Consider the following 22,242-nt stretch of genomic DNA (forward strand, 5'->3'; position numbering starts at 1 on the left):
ATGGGCGACGACAGCAAGATCGACATCCACGGCGCCAAGGGCGGCGAAGAGAAGCCTAAGACGCCAACGGAAGCCCCTGACAGTCTGCGCTCGGTTGCTATTGCCAAAATGCTCATCGCTGTGGGCGAGGGGGAGTTCGAAGGCACACCAACCGCCAGGGACATCTACCTCGACAACACTCCGCTGCAAGACCCCCAGGGCAACATGAACTTCCCGAACGTGAAGTGGGAGTGGCGCACCGGGGCAGTGGACCAGACCTATATCCAGGGGATCCCGTCGGTCGAGAACGAGACCACCATCAGCACCGAGCTGCGCAGCGGTACACCCTGGGTCAGGGCGATCAATAACACCCAGCTTTCCGCCGTGCGTGTGCGCTTCGCCTGGCCTGCGCTCCAGTCCGTGGATGCCGGGGGCAACATCAATGGGTACCGGATCGAATACAAGGTTGAGCTGGCCACGGATGGCGGCGCCTACCAGCAGGTGCTGAGCGAAGCTGTCGATGGCAAGACCACCAGTGTGTACGAGCGCACGCGCCGTATCGACTTACCCAAAGCCACGACCGGCTGGCTGATGCGCATCACCCGCATCACGCCCAACCAGAACAACAACAAAATCTCGGACACCATGCAGATCGCCGGATTTACCGAGGTGATCGACGCGAAGATTCGCTACCCGAATACCGCACTGCTCTACATTGAGTTCTCAGCCGAACAGTTCCGCAGCATCCCGGCGGTTACGGTCGAGACCAAGCTGAAGAAGATGCAGGTGCCGAGCAACTACGATCCTTTGTCGCGCTCGTACAGTGGTGTTTGGGACGGCACCTTCAAGCAGGCCTGGACCGACAACCCTGTCTGGATGACCTACGACGTTACCACCGCTGACCGATTTGGCCTTGGCCGGCGAATCAAGCCGTGGATGGTGGATAAGTGGGAGCTGTACCGGATCTCGCAATACTGCGACCAGTTGGTGCCAGACGGGAAGGGTGGCCAGGAGCCGCGCTTCATCTGCAGCCTCAATCTGCAAAGCAAAGCCGACGCCTGGTCACTGCTGCGTGACATCTCGGCGATCTACCGAGGCATGACCTACTGGGCCCAGGGCCAGGTCTTCACCCTGTCGGATATGCCGCGTGCCACTGACTTCGACTTCGCTTATACCCGGGCCAACGTCCTCGACGGCAAGTTCACCTACTCGAGCGCGTCTGAGCGCACCCGCTACACCCGTGCACTGGTCAGCTACGACAACCCGCTGAACAACTACGACACCGACGTCACCGCCGTGACCGATCAGAAGCTGCAGCGGCGCTACGGCGACAACCCGCTGGAGATCAGCGCTATAGGCTGCACCCGCGAATCCGAGGCCCAGCGCCGCGGTAAGTGGGCGCTGCTGACCAACTCCAAGGATCGGGCCGTAACCTTCAAGGTTGGTTTGGATGGCCGTATCCCGCTGCCTGGCTACGTGATCCCGATTGCTGACGAGCTGCTGGCCGGCCGTGCCATTGGCGGGCGTATCTCAGCGGTAAACGGCAAGGTCATCAAGCTGGACCGCGACACCCAGGCCAAGCCCGGCGACCGACTGATCCTCAACCTGCCTGACGGCAAGTGCGAGGGGCGTACCGTGGAAGTGGTCAGTGGTCGGCAGGTCACGGTCACCGTGGCCTATTCAGTTACGCCTGAGCCGGAACTTGTGTGGGCACTGGATGCTGATGACTTGGCCGTTCCGCTTTACCGGGTGGTCAGCGTTGCGCGGCCAGAGCCTGGCGTGTTCGAAATCTCGGCCGTGCAGTACGACCCGAGCAAGTTTGCGCACATCGACACCGGCGCACGCCTGGAAGAACGCCCAATCAGCGTTATCCCGATCACCGTGGTACCGCCGCCGGCTAGCGTCACGCTGACGTCGAGCTACGCGGTGAACCAGGGCATAGCCATCAGCACCATGAACATCTCGTGGCCTGCCGTCGCTGGAGCCGTCGCCTATGACGTGGAGTGGCGCAAGGACAACGGCAACTGGATCAAGGTGCAGCGCACAGGCTCAACGAGCGTCGACGTCACCGGCATTTACTCAGGCGCCTATCTGGCCCGGGTGCGTTCGGTAAGCGCTTTCGAAATTTCGTCGATCTGGAAAAGCTCCAACCTGACCAACCTGGAAGGCAAGACAGGTCTGCCGCCGGCGGTGTCGTTCCTGACAACCACCAGCGAGCTGTTCGGCATCGGCATCAAGTGGGGCTTCCCTGCTGGCGCCGAGGATACGCAGCGGACCGAACTTTGGTATGGACCGGCGAACAACCTGGCGGCCGCGACGAAGCTGGCCGACCTGGCTTACCCGCAGGCTGACTACCGGATGCAGTCCCTGCTGGCGGGCGCCACGCTGTTCTTCTGGGCGCGCCTGGTGGACCGTACCGGCAACATCGGTCCGTTCTATCCGGTGGTGAATGGGGTTATGGGGCAGGCCAGTTCGGATGCCGGGCCGATTCTTGAGCAGATCAAGGGGCAGATAGACGAGACCGCCCTGGGTCAGCATTTGAAGGACCGGATCGACCTCATCGACGGGACGGGGCCTGGCTCTGTCAATGGCCGCATCGAAGCAGCCAAGGACGAACTGGAAGGGCTGATTGACCAGATCGTCGACGCGCTTGAGTACGACCCTGCGAAGGCGTACGCGCTTAACGATATCGTGCGCATGGGGCAGCACCTGTATCAGGCCAACGGCCCGGTTCCGGCGAACAGCCCGCCGCCGAACGCTACTTACTGGACCGACATCGGCACGGTAACGCAGACGGTCAACGCCCTGGTGACTCAGGTTCAGCAGAACTCGGCGACGATCAACCAGCACGGCCAGGACATCACCGCCCAGGCGCAACAGCTCAATGCGGTGAAGGTCACGGTCAACGACCCAGTCACCGGCGTGAACGCCACGGCCAGCGGGCTAAGTACCCTCAAAGCCACGGTTACCACGCTCGACGGCAAGGTCACCACCACGGCGCAGCGAGTAGACGGCATCTACCTGCAGGTCAACCCGCCGCTTCAGGGTGATGACAGTGCCTTGATGGGGTCGGAGGCCAGTTATGTAGGCGTCTGGTCCGTTCAATCCGCCCTGATCGAGGGCGACCTGGTGCAGGGGCAGCGAACCGACACAGTGGAAGTGAAGGTGGCCAACAACGCCGCCGCAGTCGTTGCTGAGCAAACCGCCAGAATCAATGCCGTCGGAGCGCTGTCGTCCAGCATCGAAACGGTCAAGAACTCGGTCAACGGCAACACCCTGGCCATCCAGACCAACACCACGGCCATTCAAACGGTCGACGGTAAGGTCACGGCGAATTGGTCGGTGCGGATGCAGTACGAAACCGCCACCGGGCTGTACAAGATCGCCGGCATTGGGCTTGGGCTGGAGAACGGCCCAGGGGGGTTGCAGTCGCAATTCATCGTGGACGCTGACAGGTTTGCCATCGGCCAGGCGGAGACGGTGCCCTTTGCGGTCACAGGTGGGCAGACCTTTATCAAGGCTGCGTTTATCCAGGACGGCACTATCACCAACGCCAAGATCGGGTCTTACATCAGTTCGACCAACTACATCGCAGGCCAGCAAGGATGGATCCTCAACAAGGACGGAACCTTCGAGATTAACGGCGTAGTGCCAGGGCAAGGTCGCTCGATTATGACGAATCGATCTTTGCGATTCTGGGATGTTAATAACGTGAAGCGGGTTCAGATCGGAGACTTGAGCGAATGAGTTCCGGTCTGAGGATATGGTCATCGGCTGGTGTGCTGGAATTCGATACGGGTACCTCAACTTATAGGGTTGTTCTGTCCGTACTTGTTTCATATGCGGGCGAGGGTAGATCCACGAAAACGTTTTCAGTGCCTGGATGCAGCCCTAGCAATTCAGTATGTTTCATGCTGCCGATCAACAATAATAATGATGACAGCTTGGCAACTAATAGGCAGTTGGAGTGCGAGATGGGGAATGGAGTAGTCTCTGTAAGAAACTTTCTAGGTCAGAGGCCGAATGATTCTATTTCCCAGGCGACGATGCGCTTAATAGTTATGAGGTGGATTTAATGAGTTATGGTTTAGAGGTGGCTAATGACGCTGGCGCCGTCTCTCTTGATTCCGAATATGCGAGGCTGTGTGTTTTTCACAAAGGCACGTATACAGCGGGCGTTTCCATCGTTTTTGCTTCGGTTATTGACACGCAGGAGCCTCCACTTGTCTTCGTTCGGCCTCAAAGTAACGGATCGCTCATTCAGCTTGGCGTTCTCCTAGTAGGAACGCCAGGCGCCTGGACGGGGTGTAGTGTCACATCAGGTCAAGCCCACTCAGGCGCTATTTTTGTCGCGGCATTTTCATCGAAACCTACTGCCTCATATGGATTGAGATTGTGGGATGCGACTGGAAAGCAAATATTTGATTCTGGAACCCAAGCAGCAGTATTTACCAGGGCCTTACAAAACTGGACCTACACACATACGACCTATAGCGGACAGGGGCTGCCTACTAATTGGTACTCTGTTCCGATGAGTTATGAGCTTGGCGATTATTTGATGGTAAATAATTCCAGAATGCCGATGATGGGCGGGAATAATGAATCCCGCGGGATTGGGCTTAGGTATGATTTTGCAGCCTCGCTTTTGAGATTTAGCGTTACGACTGTATCAAATCCAATCTACTTTTTGCTTCCTGCGATATTTGGAAAAATAACCGCTTAAATGTAATTTACAAGGAACATCTAAATGGCTAGGCAAGAAATTAATGTCGGCACGGCCCCAACAGGCGCCGGCGGCGACACTACCCGAAGCGCCGCTGTAAAAATCAATTCGATGACGGCAGAGCTATATGCGAAGACTAATAGCCTGGGTAGTGCGGCAACTCGGAATGTTGGCATCGCTTCGGGAAACGTCATGGAGATTTCACCAGCGCAACTGGTCGACGGGAACTCAGCGTTTATTGTTGAGGGTAGTCGGTTCCTATCCTACGGGGAAGGGACCACGGGTGGCCCACCTGGCGTTACCTATGCATCCGGCATCCGTTCAAGATTCTACGATGGTTCTTTTTTTGCTGTTGATATTGTCGGGAATATTCTGAACGGCAATCTTTACTGGCGAACAGTTAACTCGGTCGGGGTGCAGAACGGCTGGCGAACTATCTACGACACTTCCAATACCACCCGTGCCCAAGACGGCACCTTAAAGGCGATCTGAACATGGCAAGAGCAGCAATCAACATCGTGGGCGAAACCGGCGCCCTGTTTGACATCACATCGCTCGGAGGCAAGGACGTAGATAGTTACCGCTCTGGTGTCGGCGTGTACTGCGTCACGGGCACCCTGGGCATGGTTCCTTTTCCGCCATTAGATCAGGGCTGGGGCTACTCGCTGCATCCTTCGGAGGACACCGCGAAGGTCGATATCGCTTTCGCTGAAGGCCTGCTGACCGTGACCGTCACTATGGATGGCGAACCCTACGATCTGAAAACGATGATCACGCTTCACATAATGGTTCCGGACTTGCCGGTTCCGAAAATGCCCGAGGCGCCGCCGGTTGTTACTGACCCTTTGAAAGAGGCGCAGGCCGAGATTACCCGTCTACGAGCCATAGCAGACTACGCCGTCGCGCCGCTGCAGGATGCGGTCGATGTGGACGAAGCCACTGACGCCGAGATTGCTTTGCTCAAGGTCTGGAAGAAGTACCGCGTTGCGCTGAGCCGAGTGCCCGAGCAAGAGCATTACCCGGACGCTATCGAGTGGCCCGTGGTTCCGGCCTGACCGCCGACCTGGAAACCATCACCGCCTTGTGCGGTTTTTTTTCGTCTGGAGAAAAGCATGAACGCAATCGAGAGAGACCGAGACATCCTGGCGCGCACGCTGTGGGGCGAAGCCCGCGGTGAGGGGCTGGACGGGCAGATCGCCGTGGCCTGGACCATCCGCAACCGTGTGTTCGATGGCAAGGCCAAGTCATGGTGGGGCGAGGGCTATGCCGGTGTGTGCCTGAAGCCATGGCAGTTCAGCTGCTGGAACCAGAACGACCCGAACTACGCCTACCTGAGTGGCGCCAAGCAGATCCCGGCCGCGCAGTTCGCCCAGGCCCAGCGTGCGGCTGATCAGGTGATGTCGGGTGCGGTATCGGATCCAACCGGTGGCGCCACGCACTACTACGCAAACACGATGCCGGAGGCCCCGGCCTGGGCGGCGAAGGCTAAGCAGACCCTGCGCCTCGGGCACCACGTTTTCTTCAAGGATGTGCCGTGATGACGCCTGCACAGAACCTGATCGGCCTGGGGCTGGCAATCCTGCTGGCGCTGGCCATCGGCTTTGGCGGGGCATGGAAGGTTCAGGACTGGCGCCTGGGCAAGAAGATGGCCGAGCGTATCGCGGAGCAGGGCGCCCACCACCAGAAGGAACTGGATGCAATCACTGGCGAGGCCTGGCTTCAGCAGTCGGCCGAGCTGGATAAGCGCCTGGCCACCGAGGAAAAGCTCGCTCTCCAGGACCAACAACACACCAAGGAATTATCCGATGCCCAGCGCAACCAGGCTCGCCTGCGTGACCGGCTTGCTACTGCTGATGTCCGGCTGTCAGTCCTCATTGCCGAGGATTCAGCCAGTAGCTGCAACGTGCCTACCGCCCCCGGCGCCGTCGGCGTGGTTCATGCAGCCCGTCGAGCCCAACTTGACCCAGCGCATGCTCAACGAATTATCGCCATCACCGACGACGGGGATAACGCCATAATTGCCTTGCGCGCGTGCCAGGCGTACGTCAGGGCTGTGGCTCCTTGAGTGCCCGCAGCTCATCCAGCAACCGTTGGTTTTCCCTGAGAAGGTGATCTCTCTGCTCCGTGATTATCGCCAACCCGTTTAGCTTGCGGCCCTGGCCTGAGTTTTCCAGGTTCAATTCAGCAACTTGGGACAGTGCGGCTTTCAGGGCGGCCTCGGCCTGATCCTTTCCCGTCATCAGTAGGTCATTCATCTGCACCAGCCCGGCGATATTTGCCCGCGCTCGACGCAGCATGCGCTCGGTCTCCACCAGCTCATCTACGAGGATTGAGCATTGGTGCTGGTACATTTCCAGCGGAGTGGGGCAGCCGAGCCAATCATCGGTGTCCATGTCAACGTTCATAGCGTTAATCTCAAATACTGTATGCGTGTACAGTAATCGAGGTGCTGCTGGTTTGGGGAGTGGTGTTCGTCGGCAGGACGCCGGGAGGGGAATCACTGTAGCAATATCCAACGCTAAGTTATTGATTCTTATAGAGCTATAAGCAGGTTTTTGGAGTGGCCTAAATAGGCCTGATTTCTATATATATCAGTCAGTTACGAGTGTTCCGGGGTCACCTTGACATGGTGGGGGTCGTTGGTTCGAGTCCAATCGCGCCTACCAAACAAAATCCGCTCTGCTGGGCGGTCTAGAAGGGCTCACCGAAAGGTGGGCCCTTTTTTGTTGCCTGAAATTTGGGCACAGCAAAGCCAAGACGCCTCGCGGCGTCCTTACAGCGCTACAAAGTCCAATCAGGCGAACAGCGTCGCCACCGCCAGCAGGCAAATTACTTGGGCGAACAGTTGGCAGCGTATTTCGCCAAGCGTGGTCGCCATATTACTCATTTGTCCGGCATACATAGCGGGACCCCCTCATTGTCGGCATGACGCCGTGAATGAACTGCAAGTACACACAGCTGCATCGTGGAGTATAGGTGCTGATCAGGAATTTTCACTTCCGACGCCATAGCGAGCTCACCCACGCGATTTGTCCAAAAAAAACTGGGCTCAATTCCTTCCAGGCACCGTACCGAACAGTGTCATCCCCCCACAAAAATTATTGGTTTGCAGCAACAATTTTTCTTGTTGGACACCCCAAGGCCCCAGGCAGCAAAGTTGCCGCCACTGACGCTCGACCTTCCAGGTCAACAATAAAAAACCGAGCCGACTGCACGCCACTTTCAAGCTGTGAGCCCTTTGCCCACATCCTGCTGTAATGGCGCCGCAGCGCGCACTAAAGGACCTCCCCGACATGCAAACTGTTGTGAACTTATGGCCGTTGATCGGCGTACTTGTCATCGTGGTCGGCTTTGTATTGCGCTTCAATCCGCTGTTGGTGGTCACTGCGGCCGCCATCGCCACCGGGCTTGCCGCCCAGTTCCCGCTGGAAAAAATTCTCTCCACCATGGGCGATGGCTTCCTTCAGACCCGTGCCCTGCAACTGATTCTGTTATTGCCGCTGGCGGTGATTGGCCTGTTGGAGCGCCATGGCCTGCGCCTGCATGCGCAGAACTGGATCGCACGCTTTGAACGCGCCACGGTCGGCCGCTTGTTGATCATCTATTTGTTTGTGCGTGAGTCCACGGCGGCCATGGGGTTGACCAGCCTGGGTGGGCATCCGCAGATGGTGCGGCCGCTGCTGGCGCCGATGGCCGAGGGTGCAGCGGAGAAACGTTATGGCAAGCTGCCGGACAAGCTGCGTCACAAGGTATTGGCCATGTGCGCTGCTACCGACAATGTCGGGTTGTTTTTTGGTGAGGACATCTTCGTGGCCTTTGGTGCGATTGCGTTGATGCACACCTTCCTGCTCGGCTCGGGGATTGATGTGGAGCCGCTGCACATTGCGGTGTGGGGCATCCCGACGGCGATCTGTGCCTTCATCATTCACGCTATCCGGTTGCATCGTTTCGACCGGCGCCTGACCCGCGAAATGAGCTCGGCCACTACCCCGGTGGAGGCTGCTCAATGATCATTTCCATTCAATACCTGTACTGGCTGGCTGGCGTGCTGTTGCTGATCACCGCCGGCATGATCCTGCTCGACCGTACCCACCCCAAGCGTTGGTCCAGTGCGCTGTTCTGGTTGTTGTTTGCGGTGCCGTTCCTTATAGGTGAGCGCCTGCCTTCGGTGGTCATCGGGGTGGGTGTGGTGGTGATGGCATTGATTGCGGGCTTGGGCGGCGTAGGTCGTGGCCAGCACGCCGAATTGCACGACAAGGCGTCTCGCGCCAGTGCCGGGCGCCTGGGCCATAAATTGTTCATCCCGGCGTTGGCGATTCCGCTGACCACGGTGATTGGTTCGGTGTTGCTCAAACACACCGAAATCGGCGGTGTCCCGCTGCTGGATCCGAAGAACACCACCTTTGTCTCCCTCGGCATCGGTTGCCTGATCGCCCTTGGCCTGGCCTGCTGGCTGACCCGTGATACGCCGGTACAAGCGCTGCGCGAGTCTCGTCGCCTGACCGAAGCGCTGGGCTGGGCCATGGTGCTCCCGCAAATGCTGGCGATGCTCGGGTTGCTGTTCAATGAGGCCGGGGTGGGCACGGCGGTTGCCCACGTTACGACCACGTACATCAACCTGGACTACAAGTTGGTGGCGGTGATGGTCTATGTGTTGGGCATGGCCTTGTTTACCGTGATCATGGGCAATGGTTTTGCGGCCTTTCCAGTGATGACCGGTGGGGTCGGCGTGCCGGTGCTGGTGGGGATTTACGGCGGCAACCCTGCGGTGATGGCGGCCATTGGTATGTTTTCGGGTTATTGCGGTACGTTGATGACGCCCATGGCGGCCAACTTCAATATCGTACCGGCGGCGCTACTGGAACTGCCGGACAAAAATGCGGTGATCAAGGCCCAGATACCCACGGCGTTGATGATGCTGGTGGTCAATATCGTGCTGCTTTACCTGTTGATGTGAGGTCATTGTGCAAAACGTATTGCTGACGGGCTTCGAGCCCTTTGATAAGGCGGCGGTAAACCCCTCTTGGGAGGCCGTGCGCCAGTTGGACGGTGTGCCGTTGAGCGAGGGCGTGACGATGGTTGCGCGTTGCTTGCCCTGCGCATTTGCCACCGCTGCCGAGACCTTGCTGCAGTTGATCAACGAACTGCATCCAGCAATGGTCATCGCCACGGGCCTGGGGCCTGGGCGCAGTGATATTTCCATCGAGCGCGTTGCGATCAACGTTAACGATGCGCGTATTCCCGACAATCTGGGCGCGCAGCCAATTGATACCGCAGTGGTGGAGGGCGGCCCGGCGGCGTACTTCTCGACGTTGCCGATCAAGGGCATGGTCAAGGCGGTGCGTGACGCGGGCATTGCGGCCTCGGTGTCGCAGACGGCGGGGACGTTTGTGTGTAACCAGGTGTTTTACCGCTTGCAGCATGCGTTGGCGGGGACTGGGGTGCGCAGTGGGTTTATTCATGTGCCTGGCTTGCCTGAGTCGGGCGAGCCTTCGATGGCGTTATTGACGACCGTGGAGGGGTTGCGGGTTGCGGCGTTGGCCGCCTGGCAAACCCAGGCGGATGTCGTCCTTGCCGGTGGCCAGATCAGCTGAGGCTATACGCTGTGTTGCAATTTCAACTACAGTTCCAGCACACCCTCGCCTTGGAAAGTCGCCATGCTAAAGCGTACGAAATTCGTATCGATTGCGTTGTCGCTTGCACTGTCCGTCACCAGTGGCCTTGCCCTTGCAGATCCAGGTAATGGCAAAGGCCAAGGCAACAACAAAGGTGATGCCTATGGTGGGCAGGACACCGGCAAAGGTCACGGTAATAACAAAGGTAATGCCCAGGGTGGGCAAGGTAAGGGCAAAGACAAGGGCGGCCCCTCCAGCAATGACTTCAGCGTTGATCGAGGTCGTGTGCTGAATGTGTTGGGCGGTCACCGCGATTATTGGCGCCCTGGCCCGGCCTTACCGCCTGGCATTCAGAAAAACCTGGCACGCGGAAAGCCACTGCCGCCGGGTATTGCCAAGAAACTCGACGGCCGCTTGCTGGGGCAGTTGCCTCGCTACGACGGTTACGAGTGGCAGCAAGCGGGAACCGACTTGATATTGGTGACCATTGCGACCGGCATCATCTACGAAGTCCTTAACGGCGCGTTTGATTGAGTTACCGCATCCTCAGGCTTCACGGCCAGGGAAAAACAACTCAAAACAGGTCACGCCGTCTTCACTGCTGACGCGGTACCGCCCGTTATGCAACTGCATGATGGTCGCCACGATCGAGAGCCCCAGGCCGTTGGACTGGGACGAGCGCTCGCGGGATTCATCCACCCGGTAAAACCGTTCGAACAGCCGCGGCAGGTGCTTGGCCGGGATCGTCTGGCCGTGGTTGCTGACCCTCAGGTTGATGCCCGCGCCATCCGGCACTGCCTGGATACTCAGCTCCGAGCCCGGCGCGCCATACTTGATGGCGTTGGCACACAGGTTGGCCAAGGCCCGGCGCAGCAACATCGGTTCAGCCCAGATCACCCCTTCACCCAGGGCGGTGATGTGCATGTTCACATCCCCGGCCAGCCCTTCGAAGTAATCCGCGATACGTTCCACTTCATCCGCCGCATCCAGCGCCTGGCGTTGGCGCAGTGCGCTGGCGGGGTCGGTGCGGGCCAGGAACAGCATGTTGTCGAGCATCCGCGCCAGGCGCTCCAGCTCTTCGACATTGGAGGCCAGCAGTTGCTGATAGCTCTCGATGCTGCGGTGCTGCTGCAGGGCCACCTGGGTTTCGCCGAGCAGGTTGTTGATCGGGGTGCGCAGTTCATGGGCCATGTCGGTGGACACTTGGCCCAGTTGTACAAAACCTTTGGCCAGGCGCTCAAGCATGGTGTTGAACGAGTCGATCATGGGCAGTAATTCTTTCGGTGCGCCGTGGCTGTCGAGGCGTTCGGCCAGGTTGCTGACGCCGATCCCTTGGGCGTGTCGGGCCAGACGGCGCAAGGGCAGCAAGCCGCGATGGACCAGTAGGTAACCGACCAGCGCCAGGATGATCGCGGCGATACTCGCCAGGATGTATACGCTGAGTCGATAACTGGCGAGCACCGCGGTGCGCTCGGTCATCAGCCGGCCGCTGGTGATTTGCAGGCTGCCCAGGTCGCCGGAGTCGATAGCCACGGCCACCATCGAGAAGGGAATGCCGTTCAGGCCTGGTAAATGTTGCACGTCGCTCAATATGAGCCGGTGATCCTTGGGCAGCGGCTGGATCGACGGCAGCGCAATGTTCCCCGGGTTCACCAGTAGCAGCGGCTGCTGGCCGGGTGCGGCGATGCTCAGCACCGATTCGCGGTTGCCCAACATGTTCTGGAACAGCTCTGGCTTGGTCTTGATCAGGTCCAGGGTATTGCTGTCGTTGAGCAAGTTGCGTAGCTGATCCACTCGGGATATCAGCGCGGCGTCATCGCGGCGGATCAGTTCGCGCTCCAGTTCCCGGTACAGCGCCACGCCCAGGGTTGCCAGCAGGGCGAAGGCGAGCAGGGCGAAGATCAGCGCCAGGCGCAGGGTCAGGGAGTAAGGATGCCCGCGGTTCATGGCTGGGTATCGAAGCGGTAGCCAATGCCCCGCACGCTGTGGATCAGCTTGAGTTGGAACGGGTCGTCGATTTTCAGGCGCAGGCGGCGCACGGCGACGTCCACCACGTTGGTGTCGCTGTCGAAATTCATGTCCCACACCCGCGAAGCAATCAGCGAGCGGGACAGCACCTGGTCTTGGTGCGTGGCGAACAGATGCAGCAGGGCGAACTCTTTGTTGGTCAGGGTAATGCGCGTGCCGGCGCGGGTCACCCGGCGCTTGAGTACGTCAATGTGCAAGTCGGCGATTTGCAGGTGTTCTTCATCCCGGCTCGGGCCGCGACGGTTGAGAGTACGCAGGCGCGCCACCAGCTCGGCGAACGAAAAGGGCTTGATCAGGTAGTCGTCGGCACCCAGCTCAAGGCCCTTGATGCGGTCGGCGATGTCATCGCGGGCGGTGAGGAACAGCACCGGGGTATCGGCTTCTTTGCGCAGGCGGCGCAGCACTTCCCAGCCATCCATTTTCGGCATCATCACGTCCAGTACGATCACGTCGAACGGCGTCTCCAGGGCCTGGTGCAAACCATCCACGCCATCGCGGGCCAGGCTCACGCAATGCCCCAGCTCCTGCAGGCCATTGAGCAGATAATTGCCGGCCTTGGGTTCGTCTTCGACTACAAGGATGTTCATGGGAAGTGCTCTGCCTCAATAAGTTGCGCCAGTGTAGCCAGATCAATTGTCATTGGTGCAACCGGTATCCTGGACTTGATAATCCAGCACGTGTACGCGGTTTTGGTGGTCGAGGTAGCGCAGTTGCGCCGGCACAACCCCGCATTGGCCGTAGGTGTCGGTGCTCGAGAGCACCTTGGCGACATCCAGGTGGACGAAGAAGCCGGTTTTGTCGTGGATCACGTTGGCGGCAGGGGCGGCGTCGGCAGCGAATGCCGAGCCAGTGACGAGCAAAGCGGTGAAGCCCAGGGCAATCAGTTTCATGGTGGTGTCTCACGTTTCGGGTTGGCTACCGGGTTGGCAGTGAGCTCACGGTAACCAGGCGACCCCAACAGCCAACCAACAGGATCATGACAAGTTCGTCATTTTTGCCTCGGAACTGACGGGCCAGGTCTCGGCGTTTACAAGCGCCTAAGTGATCCGTAGATTGCAGGGGCCCAGCCCATGAGGAAACCGCGCAGTGTCCAGTCCAAATCCGAGTGTATTTAGCCGGCGTTACCGCGCCTTTCTGTTCGATATGGACGGGACTCTGCTCAACTCCATTGCCGCTGCGGAGCGCGTCTGGGGCATCTGGGCTGCACGGCATGGCTTGGATGTGGAAGCATTTCTGCACACCATTCATGGGGCCCGCGCGATTGATACGATCACCCGCCAGGCGTTGCCGGGTGTCGATCCACAGGTAGAAGCCCAATGGATCACCGAGGCTGAGCTGCACGATGTCGAAGGCATCGTGGCAGTTCCTGGCGCGGTGGCGTTTTTGGCGAGCCTGCCCGCCGATCAATGGGCGTTGGTTACCTCTGCGCCAAAAGCCTTGGCCGTGCGCCGGCTGCAAGCGGCGGGCATACCTGTGCCGGCGGTACTGGTGACAGCCGAAGACGTGAAGACGGGTAAGCCTGATCCGGCCTGTTATGTGCTGGGAGCCCAGCGCCTGGGTGTGCCGGTGCAAGACTGCCTGGTGTTCGAGGACGCCACAGTGGGCATTCAGGCAGGGGAAGCGGCGGGGGCGGATATCATGGTGGTGACCTCGACACACTTGGCGCCGATGGTGACGGCCCATGCTTGCATCGAGCAATACGGTGCGTTGAAAGCCGAGCGTGGGACTGATGGCTTGCTGTCCCTGAGTCGGTTAGCGCCGTGACACATGGAAGGCCGAGCCTGTTACCGGTTTCGGCCTTCCAGGCTGTCGATGGGATCGGACAACGCCTGCAGCCGGCTGTTTTTCATACCCTGACGCGACAACACCATTTCCCTGAGGATCTCGGTGGCGAGCCGGTTGATGGCTTCTGTACCGTGATAGTGCGCACGCACGATGCCGGTAATCGCGAAGTGATCGGTCTCTGGGCCGGTCAGCACGGCGGACAGGGTGCCGTCGGCATGCAGCGTGCACTCAGCTCTGTAGCTGGGCAGGCGGTCAGCCAAGGCTTTTTCGATTTGGGATTTGTTGAGGGTGTCCATCTGCATTTGCACCTTTGATTGGCTACGCAGAGCAAGGCCAATGATAGGTGGTGCGGCGGCGCTGTAAATACCGGCTATCCGATAGCAGGCAGCAGCGCTCAGCGTGCGGCTTTCCCGCGGGTGCGATGGGCGGCGCGCTGGCGCAACTTGCGCAAGATCACCTTCTGGATGGGCTTGAGGCAGAACACAAGCAGGTAGCCACAGAGCAGAAGCGCCAGATCCACCCAGGAATGGGTGTCGGGATCGGCCCCTTCAACTTCCATTCTCAACCCACACCCGAGTGCCACGAAGACCAGCCCTATCAGCAGGGCAATCATCCAGGATCTTGAAACAAGGGGTTGCGACGCGGCTGGCCTCATCGACGTGTTCCTGAAATGCACTCGGATGGCAGGATAAAGTGTCAGAAATTGGGCTGCCAATAGCGCGACAAGTTCCGGATGCCCTGACAGTTTCATCTTGCAACGAAGGGAAGGTTCAAGGCGCGCTGGTCACGCGGGGGTACGCGAACAGGCCAATTGGGTTTTCGCCAGCCGTTACAGTGAACGAAAAGGCTGGCTACTGGAGGCGTTTCAAGGCGTCTGGTTTTTGTCGGGTGCAGTCAGGCCGGCCTGGATACGTTGGTAAATCTCTTCGCGATGCACGGCAACATCCTTAGGGGCGTTGATGCCGATTCGTACTTGCTGGCCGCTAACGCCCAGGATGGTGATCGTAATGTCATCACCGATGTTTATGCTTTCACCGACTTTGCGGGTGAGTATAAGCATGGACTTCTCCTTGAATTACTTTTAAGGACACATGTTTCAGACAGGGCAGGTGTCGGATGTGTGTAGCTTACTGCGAAGCGCTTCCCTGTGACTGCCTCTTTTAGGACGCGTAGAGGCGACATTAATTCCCATGGCGGTATCATACAGGTCGCGATACATGATTCGCATTGTTTAAGCCAACGTTTATGACGGCCAGAATAGACAGTGAATGGTAAAGTTGCCTCTTTGATCCTCAAAGGAGCAGGGCAGTGCGTAAAGTAGCGATGGCAATTGTGGTGTTGGCGTTGGCCGGATGCGGTGAAGGTAAGTCGGTCGATACCCCCAAGGCCAAGCCTGCCGTGACCGAAAGCCTGCCGCAAGCCGGTGCGATTGCCGCCCAGGAATGGGATATCCGGGTCGGCCCGCCGGACCACAAGTTGCAGGCGATCACCGACCTGACCGCCTGGTTGCTGGAACACGGGTTCAATTTCTATATCGTGAAAGTCGACGGCAAGGATGAGGTGCTTTTGGGGCCGTTCGCGACCAAAGCCGAGGCCGAGGCCAAGCAGGCGCTGCTAAACGAGAAAATGGCGCGGGCCAAGAAAAACGACACGGTGTCGGAGATTATCGAACACAAGGCAGCGCAGTAGCAGGCCAGTTGGGCGGGCCCCCCCGCCCACGTTCAGCCGCAGGCCTTGAGGTTGACCGGGCCGACGAACTCATTACCCCGCCCCATCACGCAAGCCACGGTCTGGTTGCGCTGGCGCTCCCAGGTTTGCACCGGGTAGGTCTTGTTCCAGGCCTCATACAATTGCCGGTCCTGCTTCGACAGGCGCAGGCCGTATTGCTTGCTCATATAAAAATACGTGCGCGCGATCATTCCGCGAATGGACGGGCGCGGCATGACCTTCTTCGCCTTGAAGTCCACCTGGGTCAGGCATGAGCCGTACTGCCCGCTTTGCACCGGCAGCCAGCCAAAGCTGAAGTTGTTACGGTCGCCGTTCACTTCACCGATGCTCGGCACCAGGTTGTGCAGGTCGGCCTCGGCGCGCTTGAACACCTCATCATGGCGCGTGCAGTTTTTTCGCCCGCCATTTTGCCAGCATTGACGCAGATGCCCAATTTGCCAGGCCGGCACGATGTGTTCCCACTCAATGCGCGCGGCGCGGTTGGCGTTTTTACGCGGTATGTAACCGCAGGCTTTCAGGTTCACCCGATTACCGGTGTATTTGCAGCCGCAATAGAATTCAGTGGATTGCGGCGCGTAGAGCTTCCAGGCGATTTTCTTGGCTTCGCTGAAGGTTCGAGGGGCCTGGGCGTTGGCGGTGACGGTAAAAAACAGACAGCACACAGCAATAAAACGGGCACTCATTGAATCAATCTTCCTTCGGCACAACCCAGAAAATCTGCACGCCACCGTCATCTCGATAAGCGAGGGTGACGTTGTCGTTTTCCGCAATCTCTTCCAGTAAACGTTGCCAATCGTTCTCCGGTTCATCGGGTAAACGGAAGATCAGCGCGGCCTTGGCTTTCTGCGCGTTGGTTGAGTTGATGATTTTTTGCACGCGGATAGCCAGGCGCTGGTAGGCGTCAGGCGTGGTAGATGCTGCGGAAGAGGGCTTTGCCACAGGGTGTTCCTTAATTGGCTGTACGCACATACAGTATTTAACTGTAGGCAATTTCGCAACTGCTTAAATTTCAAGAAGTTCGTCTGACAGCGAATCAGGAAGTTTGTTGAGAAGGGCGGGCAGCAATTGTAGGAGCGAGCTTGCTCGCGAAGAACGTTAACGATAACGCGTAAAGCCTGACTTAACGCGGCGCTATCAAGTTTTTCGCGAGCAAGCTCGCTCCTACGGGTGAATCAGCAGGGATCAGTACTCCCAGAAGATCCGTTGCAGTTCCTTGCTGTCCTGGGTCTTGGTCAGGGCGACCATCGCCAGGATGCGGGCTTTCTGCGGGTTCAGGTCAAGGGCGGCGACCCAGTCGTATTTGTCGTCTGGCTGTTCGGCGTTACGCAGAACCATGCCACCGGCGTTGACGTGGGAAGAGCGAATGATCTGCACGCCTTGTTTACGCAGTTCCACCAGCGCTGGAACGACCTTGGACGATACCGAGCCATTGCCGGTACCGGCGTGAATGATCGCTTTGGCACCCGCTTGGGCCAGTGCTTTGTAGGCGGTGTCGCTCACGTTGCCGTAGCCGTAGGCAATTTCAACGTCAGGCAGGCTTTTGATGGTTTTGATGTCGAACTCAGAATCCATGGTGTGACGCTTGGCCGGCAGGCGGAACCAGTAGGATTTTCCTTCAACGACCATGCCCATTGGGCCCCATGGGCTCTTGAAGGCTTCGGTTTTGATGTTGATCATCTTGCTGACGTCGCGACCCGATTGGATCTCGTCGTTCATGGTCACCAGCACGCCTTTGCCGCGGGCTTCCTTGCTACCCGCGACCGCAACAGCGTTGTACAGGTTGAGCATGCCGTCTGCCGACATCGCGGTGCCTGGGCGCATGGAGCCGACCACCACGATAGGCTTGTCGGTTTTTTCTACCAGGTTCAGGAAGTAGGCGGTTTCTTCAAGGGTATCGGTGCCGTGGGTGATCACGATGCCATCCACGTCCTTGTTGTCGGCCAGTTCGGCGACACGGCGACCCAGTTGCAGCAGGTTTTCGTTGTTGATGCTTTCCGACGCAATTTGCATCACTTGTTCGCCGCGAACGTTGGCGATCTGGCTAAGCTCAGGAACGCCGGCGATCAGTTGTTCGATGCCGACTTTGGCCGCTTGGTAAGTGGCACTGTTGGCCGCACTGGCGCCAGCGCCAGCGATGGTACCGCCGGTGGCGAGGATGACCACGTTGGACAGTTTGGTCTTGCTTTCAACTTCCTTTGCCTGGGCGGCAACGGGGAACAGCAGCAGAAGGGCCAGGGCGCCCGGAATAACGTTCTTCAATGCAGATTTCATTATTTTTCTCTCTGGTTTTTGATGAGTGCTGTAGCAGGTTCATCTAGAACACCCGGGCGGTTCTGAACGCCGCGAGGTGCTGAGAAAGAGCAGGATTTGTACCAGGCTGAGCATGTTGGTTTTTTTAAATTAACTTATTGATTTAAAACAACTTAAAGTAATATTTCGGTTTGATGGGGTGCGGCGCTGTCCGGCTTTCCGAACGAGAAGGGCTGTGGTGTTCGGTTGTCCGAAAGCCTTCACGATTTGTCCGGGCACCCTGTGTGAGCATTCGCCGCACAGTCTGTCGTTTCAGAGAACGGTCAGGCAGGGCGAATTTGCTTAAACGTATCAGCGGTCAGTAGCTAAAGTGTGAGCTTTGAGGGCGCCCATGAAAGGCTTGCTGCTACCGTTGACAAATCTCGACAAGGTTCTCATAGTTTGCTCAACGCAAACGTTTGCGAGATGTTTCACTGCGCCCTTGGCACATCGTCACAGCTCGTATCAGCCGCCCAGGTGGGAGGGCTGCCGAAGGGGTCTTCGGTGCAAGCGTTGCTCACAATAATCATAAGATCGGAGTGAACCCATGAAGCTGCCATTTGCTGGACGTCTTCTTGCTGTTGCTGTGCTTGCTGCCGCATCCGCCGCTTTGCCTCTCTCTTCTGCATTTGCCGATGACGCTGCCAAAACGCCTACCGTGGGTTTGGTGATGAAGTCCCTTGCCAATGAGTTTTTTGTCACCATGACCGACGGTGCGAAGGACTACCAGAAAGCGCATCCTACAGAATTCAAGTTGATCTCCAACGGCATCAAGAACGAGACCGATACCAGCGCGCAGATCGCCATCGTCAACGAAATGATCAACGCCAAGGTCGATGCGCTTGTCATCGCTCCCGCCGACTCCAAGGCACTCGCCAGTGTGCTGAAGAAAGCTTCCGATGCCGGTATCAAAGTCGTCAACATCGACAACCGCCTGGACCCGGATGTCCTCAAAAGCAAAAACCTCGATATCCCGTTCGTGGGCCCGGATAACCGCAAAGGCTCCAAACTGGTGGGCGACTACCTGGCCAAGCAACTGGCCGCCGGTGACAAGGTCGGCATCATCGAGGGCGTACCCACTACCACCAATGCCCAGCAGCGCACCGCAGGCTTCAAGGATGCGATGGACGCGGCGGGCATGAAGATTGTTTCCACCCAATCCGGTAACTGGGAAATCGACCAGGGCAACAAGATCGCGGCAGCGATGCTGAGCGAAACGCCAGATATCAAGGCGCTGTTGGCCGGTAACGACAACATGGCTCTGGGCGCTGTTTCCGCCGTGCGTGCGGCAGGCAAGGCCGGCAAGGTGTTGGTGGTGGGTTACGACAACATTGACGCGATCAAGCCAATGCTCAAGGACGGCCGCGTGTTGGCCACCGCTGACCAGGCCGCCGCCCAGCAAGCCGTGTTCGGTATCCAGAACGCGCTGAAGCTGGTCAAGGGTGAGAAAGTCGATGCCAAAGATGGCGTGATCGAAACCCCGGTCGAACTCGTCATCAAGCAGTAATCCTGGCAGTACCCAACAGCGCCCGCTCGTCCTGAGCGGGCGCCTGGAGATTTTCCTATGTCATCTTCCGCCCCGAACGCTGTCCTCTCGGTCAGCGGTATCGGTAAGACCTATGCCCAACCGGTTCTGTCCGACATCACCCTGACGCTCAATCGCGGGGAAGTGTTGGCGCTGACCGGTGAAAACGGCGCAGGCAAAAGTACCTTGTCGAAGATCATCGGCGGCCTGGTCACGCCCACCACCGGGCACATGCAATTCAACGGTCAGGATTACGCCCCCGCCAGCCGCACCCAGGCCGAAGCCTTGGGCGTGCGCATGGTCATGCAGGAGCTCAACCTGCTGCCGACGCTGACCGTGGCTGAGAACCTGTTCCTGGATAACCTGCCAAGCCGCTGTGGCTGGATCAGCCGCAAACAACTGCGCAAGGCCGCGATCGAAGCCATGGCCCAAGTCGGCCTGGACGCGATCGACCCGGACACGCTGGTGGGCAGCCTGGGCATTGGTCACCAGCAGATGGTCGAGATTGCCCGTAACCTGATCGGCGACTGCCATGTACTGATCCTCGATGAGCCCACGGCGATGCTCACCGCCCGTGAAGTCGAGATGCTGTTCGAACAAATCACCCGCCTGCAGGCCCGAGGCGTGGCGATCATTTATATTTCGCACCGGCTCGAAGAGCTGGCCCGTGTCGCCCAGCGCATTGCGGTATTGCGCGACGGCAAGCTGGTCTGCGTCGAGCCGATGGCCAATTACAACAGTGAGCAGTTGGTGACCTTGATGGTCGGTCGCGAACTGGGCGAACACATCGACCTGGGCCCGCGCACCATCGGTGGCCCGGCCTTGACGGTGACGGGCCTGACCCGTTCGGACAAGGTTCGCGATGTGTCCTTTGAAGTGCGCGCCGGTGAAATCTATGGCATTTCCGGCCTGATCGGCGCCGGCCGCACCGAATTGCTGCGCCTGATCTTCGGCGCCGACCCGGCCGACAGCGGCACCGTGGCCTTGGGTTCGCCGGCCAAGGTGGTGAGTATTCGCTCTCCGGTTGACGCAGTCGGTCATGGTATTGCCTTGATCACAGAAGACCGCAAGGGTGAGGGTCTGCTGCTGACCCAATCCATCAGCGCCAACATCGCCCTGGGCAACATGCCGGAAATTTCCGGCGGTGGCGTCGTCAACAGCCGCAATGAAACTGCTCTGGCCAAGCGCCAGATCGATGCCATGCGTATCCGCAGTTCCAGCCCGACACAACTGGTGTCCGAGCTATCGGGTGGTAACCAGCAAAAGGTGGTGATTGGCCGCTGGCTGGAGCGCGATTGCGCGGTGATGCTCTTTGATGAGCCCACCCGCGGCATCGACGTCGGTGCCAAGTTCGACATCTATGCCTTGCTCGGTGAACTGACCCGCCAGGGCAAAGCGCTGGTGGTGGTGTCCAGTGACCTGCGTGAGCTGATGCTGATCTGTGACCGCATTGGTGTGTTGTCTGCCGGGCGCCTGATCGAGACCTTTGAGCGTGACAGCTGGACCCAGGACGAATTGCTCGCCGCCGCCTTTGCCGGCTATCAGAAACGTGATGCGCTGCTCAACGAAGCAGCGCCTAGGAATACCCCATGAAAACAAACATTTCCCCTGGTAAAACTGGCGGCAACTTCTATGGCCTGGGTACCTACCTGGGGCTGGCGGGTGCGTTGCTGGCGATGATTGCGCTGTTCTCGGTGCTCAGCGATCACTTCCTGTCCTATGACACCTTCAGCACCCTGGCCAACCAGATCCCGGACCTGATGGTGCTGGCGGTGGGCATGACCTTCATCCTGATCATTGGCGGCATCGACCTGTCCGTGGGCTCGGTACTGGCATTGGCGGCCTCGGCAGTCAGCGTGGCGATCCTGGGCTGGGGCTGGAGCGTGTTGCCCGCTGCTCTGTTGGGCATGGGCTGCGCGGCGTTGGCCGGCACTATCACCGGTTCCATCACGGTGGCCTGGCGCATTCCGTCATTTATCGTATCCCTCGGCGTGCTGGAGATGGCCCGCGGCGTGGCCTACCAGATGACGGGCTCGCGCACCGCTTATATCGGTGACTCGTTTGCCTGGCTGTCCAACCCGATTGCCTTCGGTATTTCCCCGTCGTTTATCATCGCGCTGCTGGTGATCATCGCCGCCCAATTGGTACTGACCCGTACGGTCTTCGGCCGTTACCTGATCGGCATCGGCACCAACGAAGAAGCGGTGCGCCTGGCAGGTATCAATCCCAAGCCTTACAAGATCCTGGTGTTCAGCCTGATGGGCCTGTTGGCCGGTGTGGCGGCGCTGTTTCAGATTTCGCGCCTGGAAGCGGCGGACCCGAATGCCGGTTCGGGCCTGGAGCTGCAAGTGATCGCTGCCGTGGTGATCGGTGGCACCAGCCTGATGGGCGGGCGTGGTTCGGTCATCAGCACGTTCTTCGGCGTGTTGATCATTTCGGTCTTGGCGGCTGGGCTGGCGCAGATCGGTGCGACGGAGCCGACTAAACGCATCATTACCGGTGCTGTGATCGTGATTGCCGTGGTCCTCGACACTTACCGCAGCCAGCGCGCCAGTCGGCGGGGCTGAACC

Annotated in this window: 25 protein-coding genes and 1 tRNA gene; 16 read left to right on the forward strand and 10 right to left on the reverse strand. The window is 58.8% G+C overall.

All coding sequences use genetic code 11. From position 1 onward, the window contains the following. The 6 genes from A7K61_RS01275 (at position 1) to A7K61_RS01295 (ending at position 6,767) form a co-directional block, all read left to right on the forward strand. Positions 1-3,726 carry a DUF1983 domain-containing protein gene (locus A7K61_RS01275; RefSeq protein ID WP_069556778.1) on the forward strand — a complete coding sequence of 1,242 codons (3,726 nt, stop codon included), beginning with the start codon at positions 1-3 and terminating at the stop codon, positions 3,724-3,726. Between the two features lie 328 nt (positions 3,727-4,054). Beyond that, on the forward strand, positions 4,055-4,702 hold the full coding sequence (locus tag A7K61_RS32045; protein ID WP_124356071.1) for a hypothetical protein: 648 nt from the start codon (positions 4,055-4,057) through the stop codon (positions 4,700-4,702). A 24-nt stretch (positions 4,703-4,726) separates the two neighbouring features. After that, positions 4,727-5,194: a hypothetical protein gene (locus tag A7K61_RS01280; RefSeq protein WP_057025738.1), complete on the forward strand. Its 468-nt coding sequence runs from the start codon at positions 4,727-4,729 to the stop codon at positions 5,192-5,194. 2 nt (positions 5,195-5,196) lie between these two features. Continuing rightward, positions 5,197-5,757, forward strand: a complete 561-nt coding sequence (locus A7K61_RS01285; protein WP_057025737.1) for a tail fiber assembly protein — start codon at positions 5,197-5,199, stop codon at positions 5,755-5,757. A gap of 57 nt (positions 5,758-5,814) precedes the next feature. Beyond that, the gene (locus tag A7K61_RS01290) at positions 5,815-6,240 is read left to right on the forward strand and encodes a cell wall hydrolase (RefSeq protein WP_057025736.1); all 426 of its coding nucleotides are present in this window, start codon (positions 5,815-5,817) and stop codon (positions 6,238-6,240) included. Then, positions 6,240-6,767, forward strand: a complete 528-nt coding sequence (locus tag A7K61_RS01295) for a lysis system i-spanin subunit Rz (RefSeq protein ID WP_069556779.1) — start codon at positions 6,240-6,242, stop codon at positions 6,765-6,767. The genes A7K61_RS01290 and A7K61_RS01295 overlap by 1 nt, the downstream gene beginning before the upstream one ends. Here the strand turns inward: A7K61_RS01295 and A7K61_RS01300 are convergent. Further along, on the reverse strand, positions 6,748-7,107 hold the full coding sequence (locus A7K61_RS01300; RefSeq protein WP_057025568.1) for a hypothetical protein: 360 nt from the start codon (positions 7,105-7,107) through the stop codon (positions 6,748-6,750). The genes A7K61_RS01295 and A7K61_RS01300 overlap by 20 nt on opposite strands. Positions 7,108-7,251: 144 nt before the next feature. On the opposite strand from A7K61_RS01300, the gene A7K61_RS33040 reads away from it, so the two are divergent. The 5 genes from A7K61_RS33040 (at position 7,252) to A7K61_RS01325 (ending at position 10,851) form a co-directional block, all read left to right on the forward strand. Further along, positions 7,252-7,368 (forward strand) — tRNA-Ser (locus tag A7K61_RS33040). 627 nt (positions 7,369-7,995) lie between these two features. Further along, entirely contained in the window at positions 7,996-8,712 is a 717-nt protein-coding gene (locus A7K61_RS01310; protein WP_034135980.1) for a DUF969 domain-containing protein, read from the forward strand. Continuing rightward, positions 8,709-9,659 carry a DUF979 domain-containing protein gene (locus tag A7K61_RS01315; RefSeq protein ID WP_032896174.1) on the forward strand — a complete coding sequence of 317 codons (951 nt, stop codon included), beginning with the start codon at positions 8,709-8,711 and terminating at the stop codon, positions 9,657-9,659. Before A7K61_RS01310 ends, A7K61_RS01315 begins: the two co-directional genes overlap by 4 nt. A 7-nt stretch (positions 9,660-9,666) precedes the next feature. Then, the gene (gene pcp / locus A7K61_RS01320; RefSeq protein WP_069556780.1) at positions 9,667-10,296 is read left to right on the forward strand and encodes a pyroglutamyl-peptidase I; all 630 of its coding nucleotides are present in this window, start codon (positions 9,667-9,669) and stop codon (positions 10,294-10,296) included. 63 nt (positions 10,297-10,359) lie between these two features. Continuing rightward, positions 10,360-10,851 carry an anti-virulence regulator CigR family protein gene (locus tag A7K61_RS01325; RefSeq protein ID WP_032896178.1) on the forward strand — a complete coding sequence of 164 codons (492 nt, stop codon included), beginning with the start codon at positions 10,360-10,362 and terminating at the stop codon, positions 10,849-10,851. 12 nt (positions 10,852-10,863) lie between these two features. Here the strand turns inward: A7K61_RS01325 and A7K61_RS01330 are convergent, their stop codons facing one another. From A7K61_RS01330 to A7K61_RS01340, 3 genes are read right to left on the reverse strand one after another with little or no spacing between them, the layout of a single operon-like run. Next, positions 10,864-12,264 (reverse strand): heavy metal sensor histidine kinase, encoded by a 1,401-nt coding sequence (locus A7K61_RS01330; RefSeq protein ID WP_069556781.1) that lies wholly within the window; start codon positions 12,262-12,264, stop codon positions 10,864-10,866. After that, positions 12,261-12,932 (reverse strand): heavy metal response regulator transcription factor, encoded by a 672-nt coding sequence (locus tag A7K61_RS01335; RefSeq protein ID WP_044275184.1) that lies wholly within the window; start codon positions 12,930-12,932, stop codon positions 12,261-12,263. Before A7K61_RS01335 ends, A7K61_RS01330 begins: the two co-directional genes overlap by 4 nt. 42 nt (positions 12,933-12,974) lie before the next feature. Further along, positions 12,975-13,235: a DUF2790 domain-containing protein gene (locus A7K61_RS01340; protein WP_044275182.1), complete on the reverse strand. Its 261-nt coding sequence runs from the start codon at positions 13,233-13,235 to the stop codon at positions 12,975-12,977. A 253-nt stretch (positions 13,236-13,488) separates the two neighbouring features. Here A7K61_RS01340 and A7K61_RS01345 point away from each other — a divergent pair, with 253 nt between their 5' ends. Then, on the forward strand, positions 13,489-14,109 hold the full coding sequence (locus A7K61_RS01345; RefSeq protein WP_153474734.1) for an HAD-IA family hydrolase: 621 nt from the start codon (positions 13,489-13,491) through the stop codon (positions 14,107-14,109). 20 nt (positions 14,110-14,129) lie between these two features. On the opposite strand, the gene A7K61_RS01350 is transcribed toward A7K61_RS01345, so the two are convergent. The 3 genes from A7K61_RS01350 to csrA form a co-directional block, all read right to left on the reverse strand. Continuing rightward, positions 14,130-14,426, reverse strand: coding sequence for a hypothetical protein (locus tag A7K61_RS01350; protein WP_047711353.1), 297 nt, complete (start codon positions 14,424-14,426; stop codon positions 14,130-14,132). Positions 14,427-14,524: 98 nt separating this feature from the next. Further along, positions 14,525-14,785, reverse strand: a complete 261-nt coding sequence (locus tag A7K61_RS01355) for a hypothetical protein (RefSeq protein WP_047711352.1) — start codon at positions 14,783-14,785, stop codon at positions 14,525-14,527. Positions 14,786-14,995: 210 nt separating this feature from the next. Continuing rightward, a complete protein-coding gene (gene csrA, locus A7K61_RS01360) occupies positions 14,996-15,190 on the reverse strand; it encodes a carbon storage regulator CsrA (protein WP_003192511.1) in 195 nt (64 codons plus the stop codon). A 263-nt stretch (positions 15,191-15,453) separates the two neighbouring features. Between csrA and A7K61_RS01365 the strand changes: the two genes are divergently transcribed. Next, the gene (locus tag A7K61_RS01365) at positions 15,454-15,819 is read left to right on the forward strand and encodes an SPOR domain-containing protein (protein ID WP_044275175.1); all 366 of its coding nucleotides are present in this window, start codon (positions 15,454-15,456) and stop codon (positions 15,817-15,819) included. Between the two features lie 32 nt (positions 15,820-15,851). On the opposite strand, the gene A7K61_RS01370 is transcribed toward A7K61_RS01365, so the two are convergent. From A7K61_RS01370 to A7K61_RS01380, 3 genes are all read right to left on the reverse strand, one after another. Further along, the gene (locus A7K61_RS01370) at positions 15,852-16,541 is read right to left on the reverse strand and encodes an endonuclease (RefSeq protein ID WP_003192508.1); all 690 of its coding nucleotides are present in this window, start codon (positions 16,539-16,541) and stop codon (positions 15,852-15,854) included. A gap of 4 nt (positions 16,542-16,545) precedes the next feature. Next, entirely contained in the window at positions 16,546-16,797 is a 252-nt protein-coding gene (locus A7K61_RS01375; RefSeq protein WP_044275172.1) for a DUF1654 domain-containing protein, read from the reverse strand. A gap of 243 nt (positions 16,798-17,040) precedes the next feature. Further along, positions 17,041-18,129 carry an asparaginase gene (locus A7K61_RS01380; protein ID WP_032896200.1) on the reverse strand — a complete coding sequence of 363 codons (1,089 nt, stop codon included), beginning with the start codon at positions 18,127-18,129 and terminating at the stop codon, positions 17,041-17,043. Between the two features lie 565 nt (positions 18,130-18,694). Here A7K61_RS01380 and A7K61_RS01385 point away from each other — a divergent pair. Genes A7K61_RS01385 through A7K61_RS01395 form a run of 3 tightly spaced genes read left to right on the forward strand, consistent with a single transcriptional unit; the run spans position 18,695 to position 22,239 of the window. Then, on the forward strand, positions 18,695-19,654 hold the full coding sequence (locus A7K61_RS01385) for a sugar ABC transporter substrate-binding protein (RefSeq protein WP_044275171.1): 960 nt from the start codon (positions 18,695-18,697) through the stop codon (positions 19,652-19,654). 57 nt (positions 19,655-19,711) lie between these two features. Then, on the forward strand, positions 19,712-21,265 hold the full coding sequence (locus A7K61_RS01390) for a sugar ABC transporter ATP-binding protein (RefSeq protein WP_032896204.1): 1,554 nt from the start codon (positions 19,712-19,714) through the stop codon (positions 21,263-21,265). Then, positions 21,262-22,239, forward strand: a complete 978-nt coding sequence (locus A7K61_RS01395) for an ABC transporter permease (RefSeq protein ID WP_044275169.1) — start codon at positions 21,262-21,264, stop codon at positions 22,237-22,239. The genes A7K61_RS01390 and A7K61_RS01395 overlap by 4 nt, the downstream gene beginning before the upstream one ends. Positions 22,240-22,242: the final 3 nt, after the last annotated feature.

Source organism: Pseudomonas sp. AP42, assembly GCF_001728935.1.
GTDB lineage: Bacteria > Pseudomonadota > Gammaproteobacteria > Pseudomonadales > Pseudomonadaceae > Aquipseudomonas > Aquipseudomonas lactis.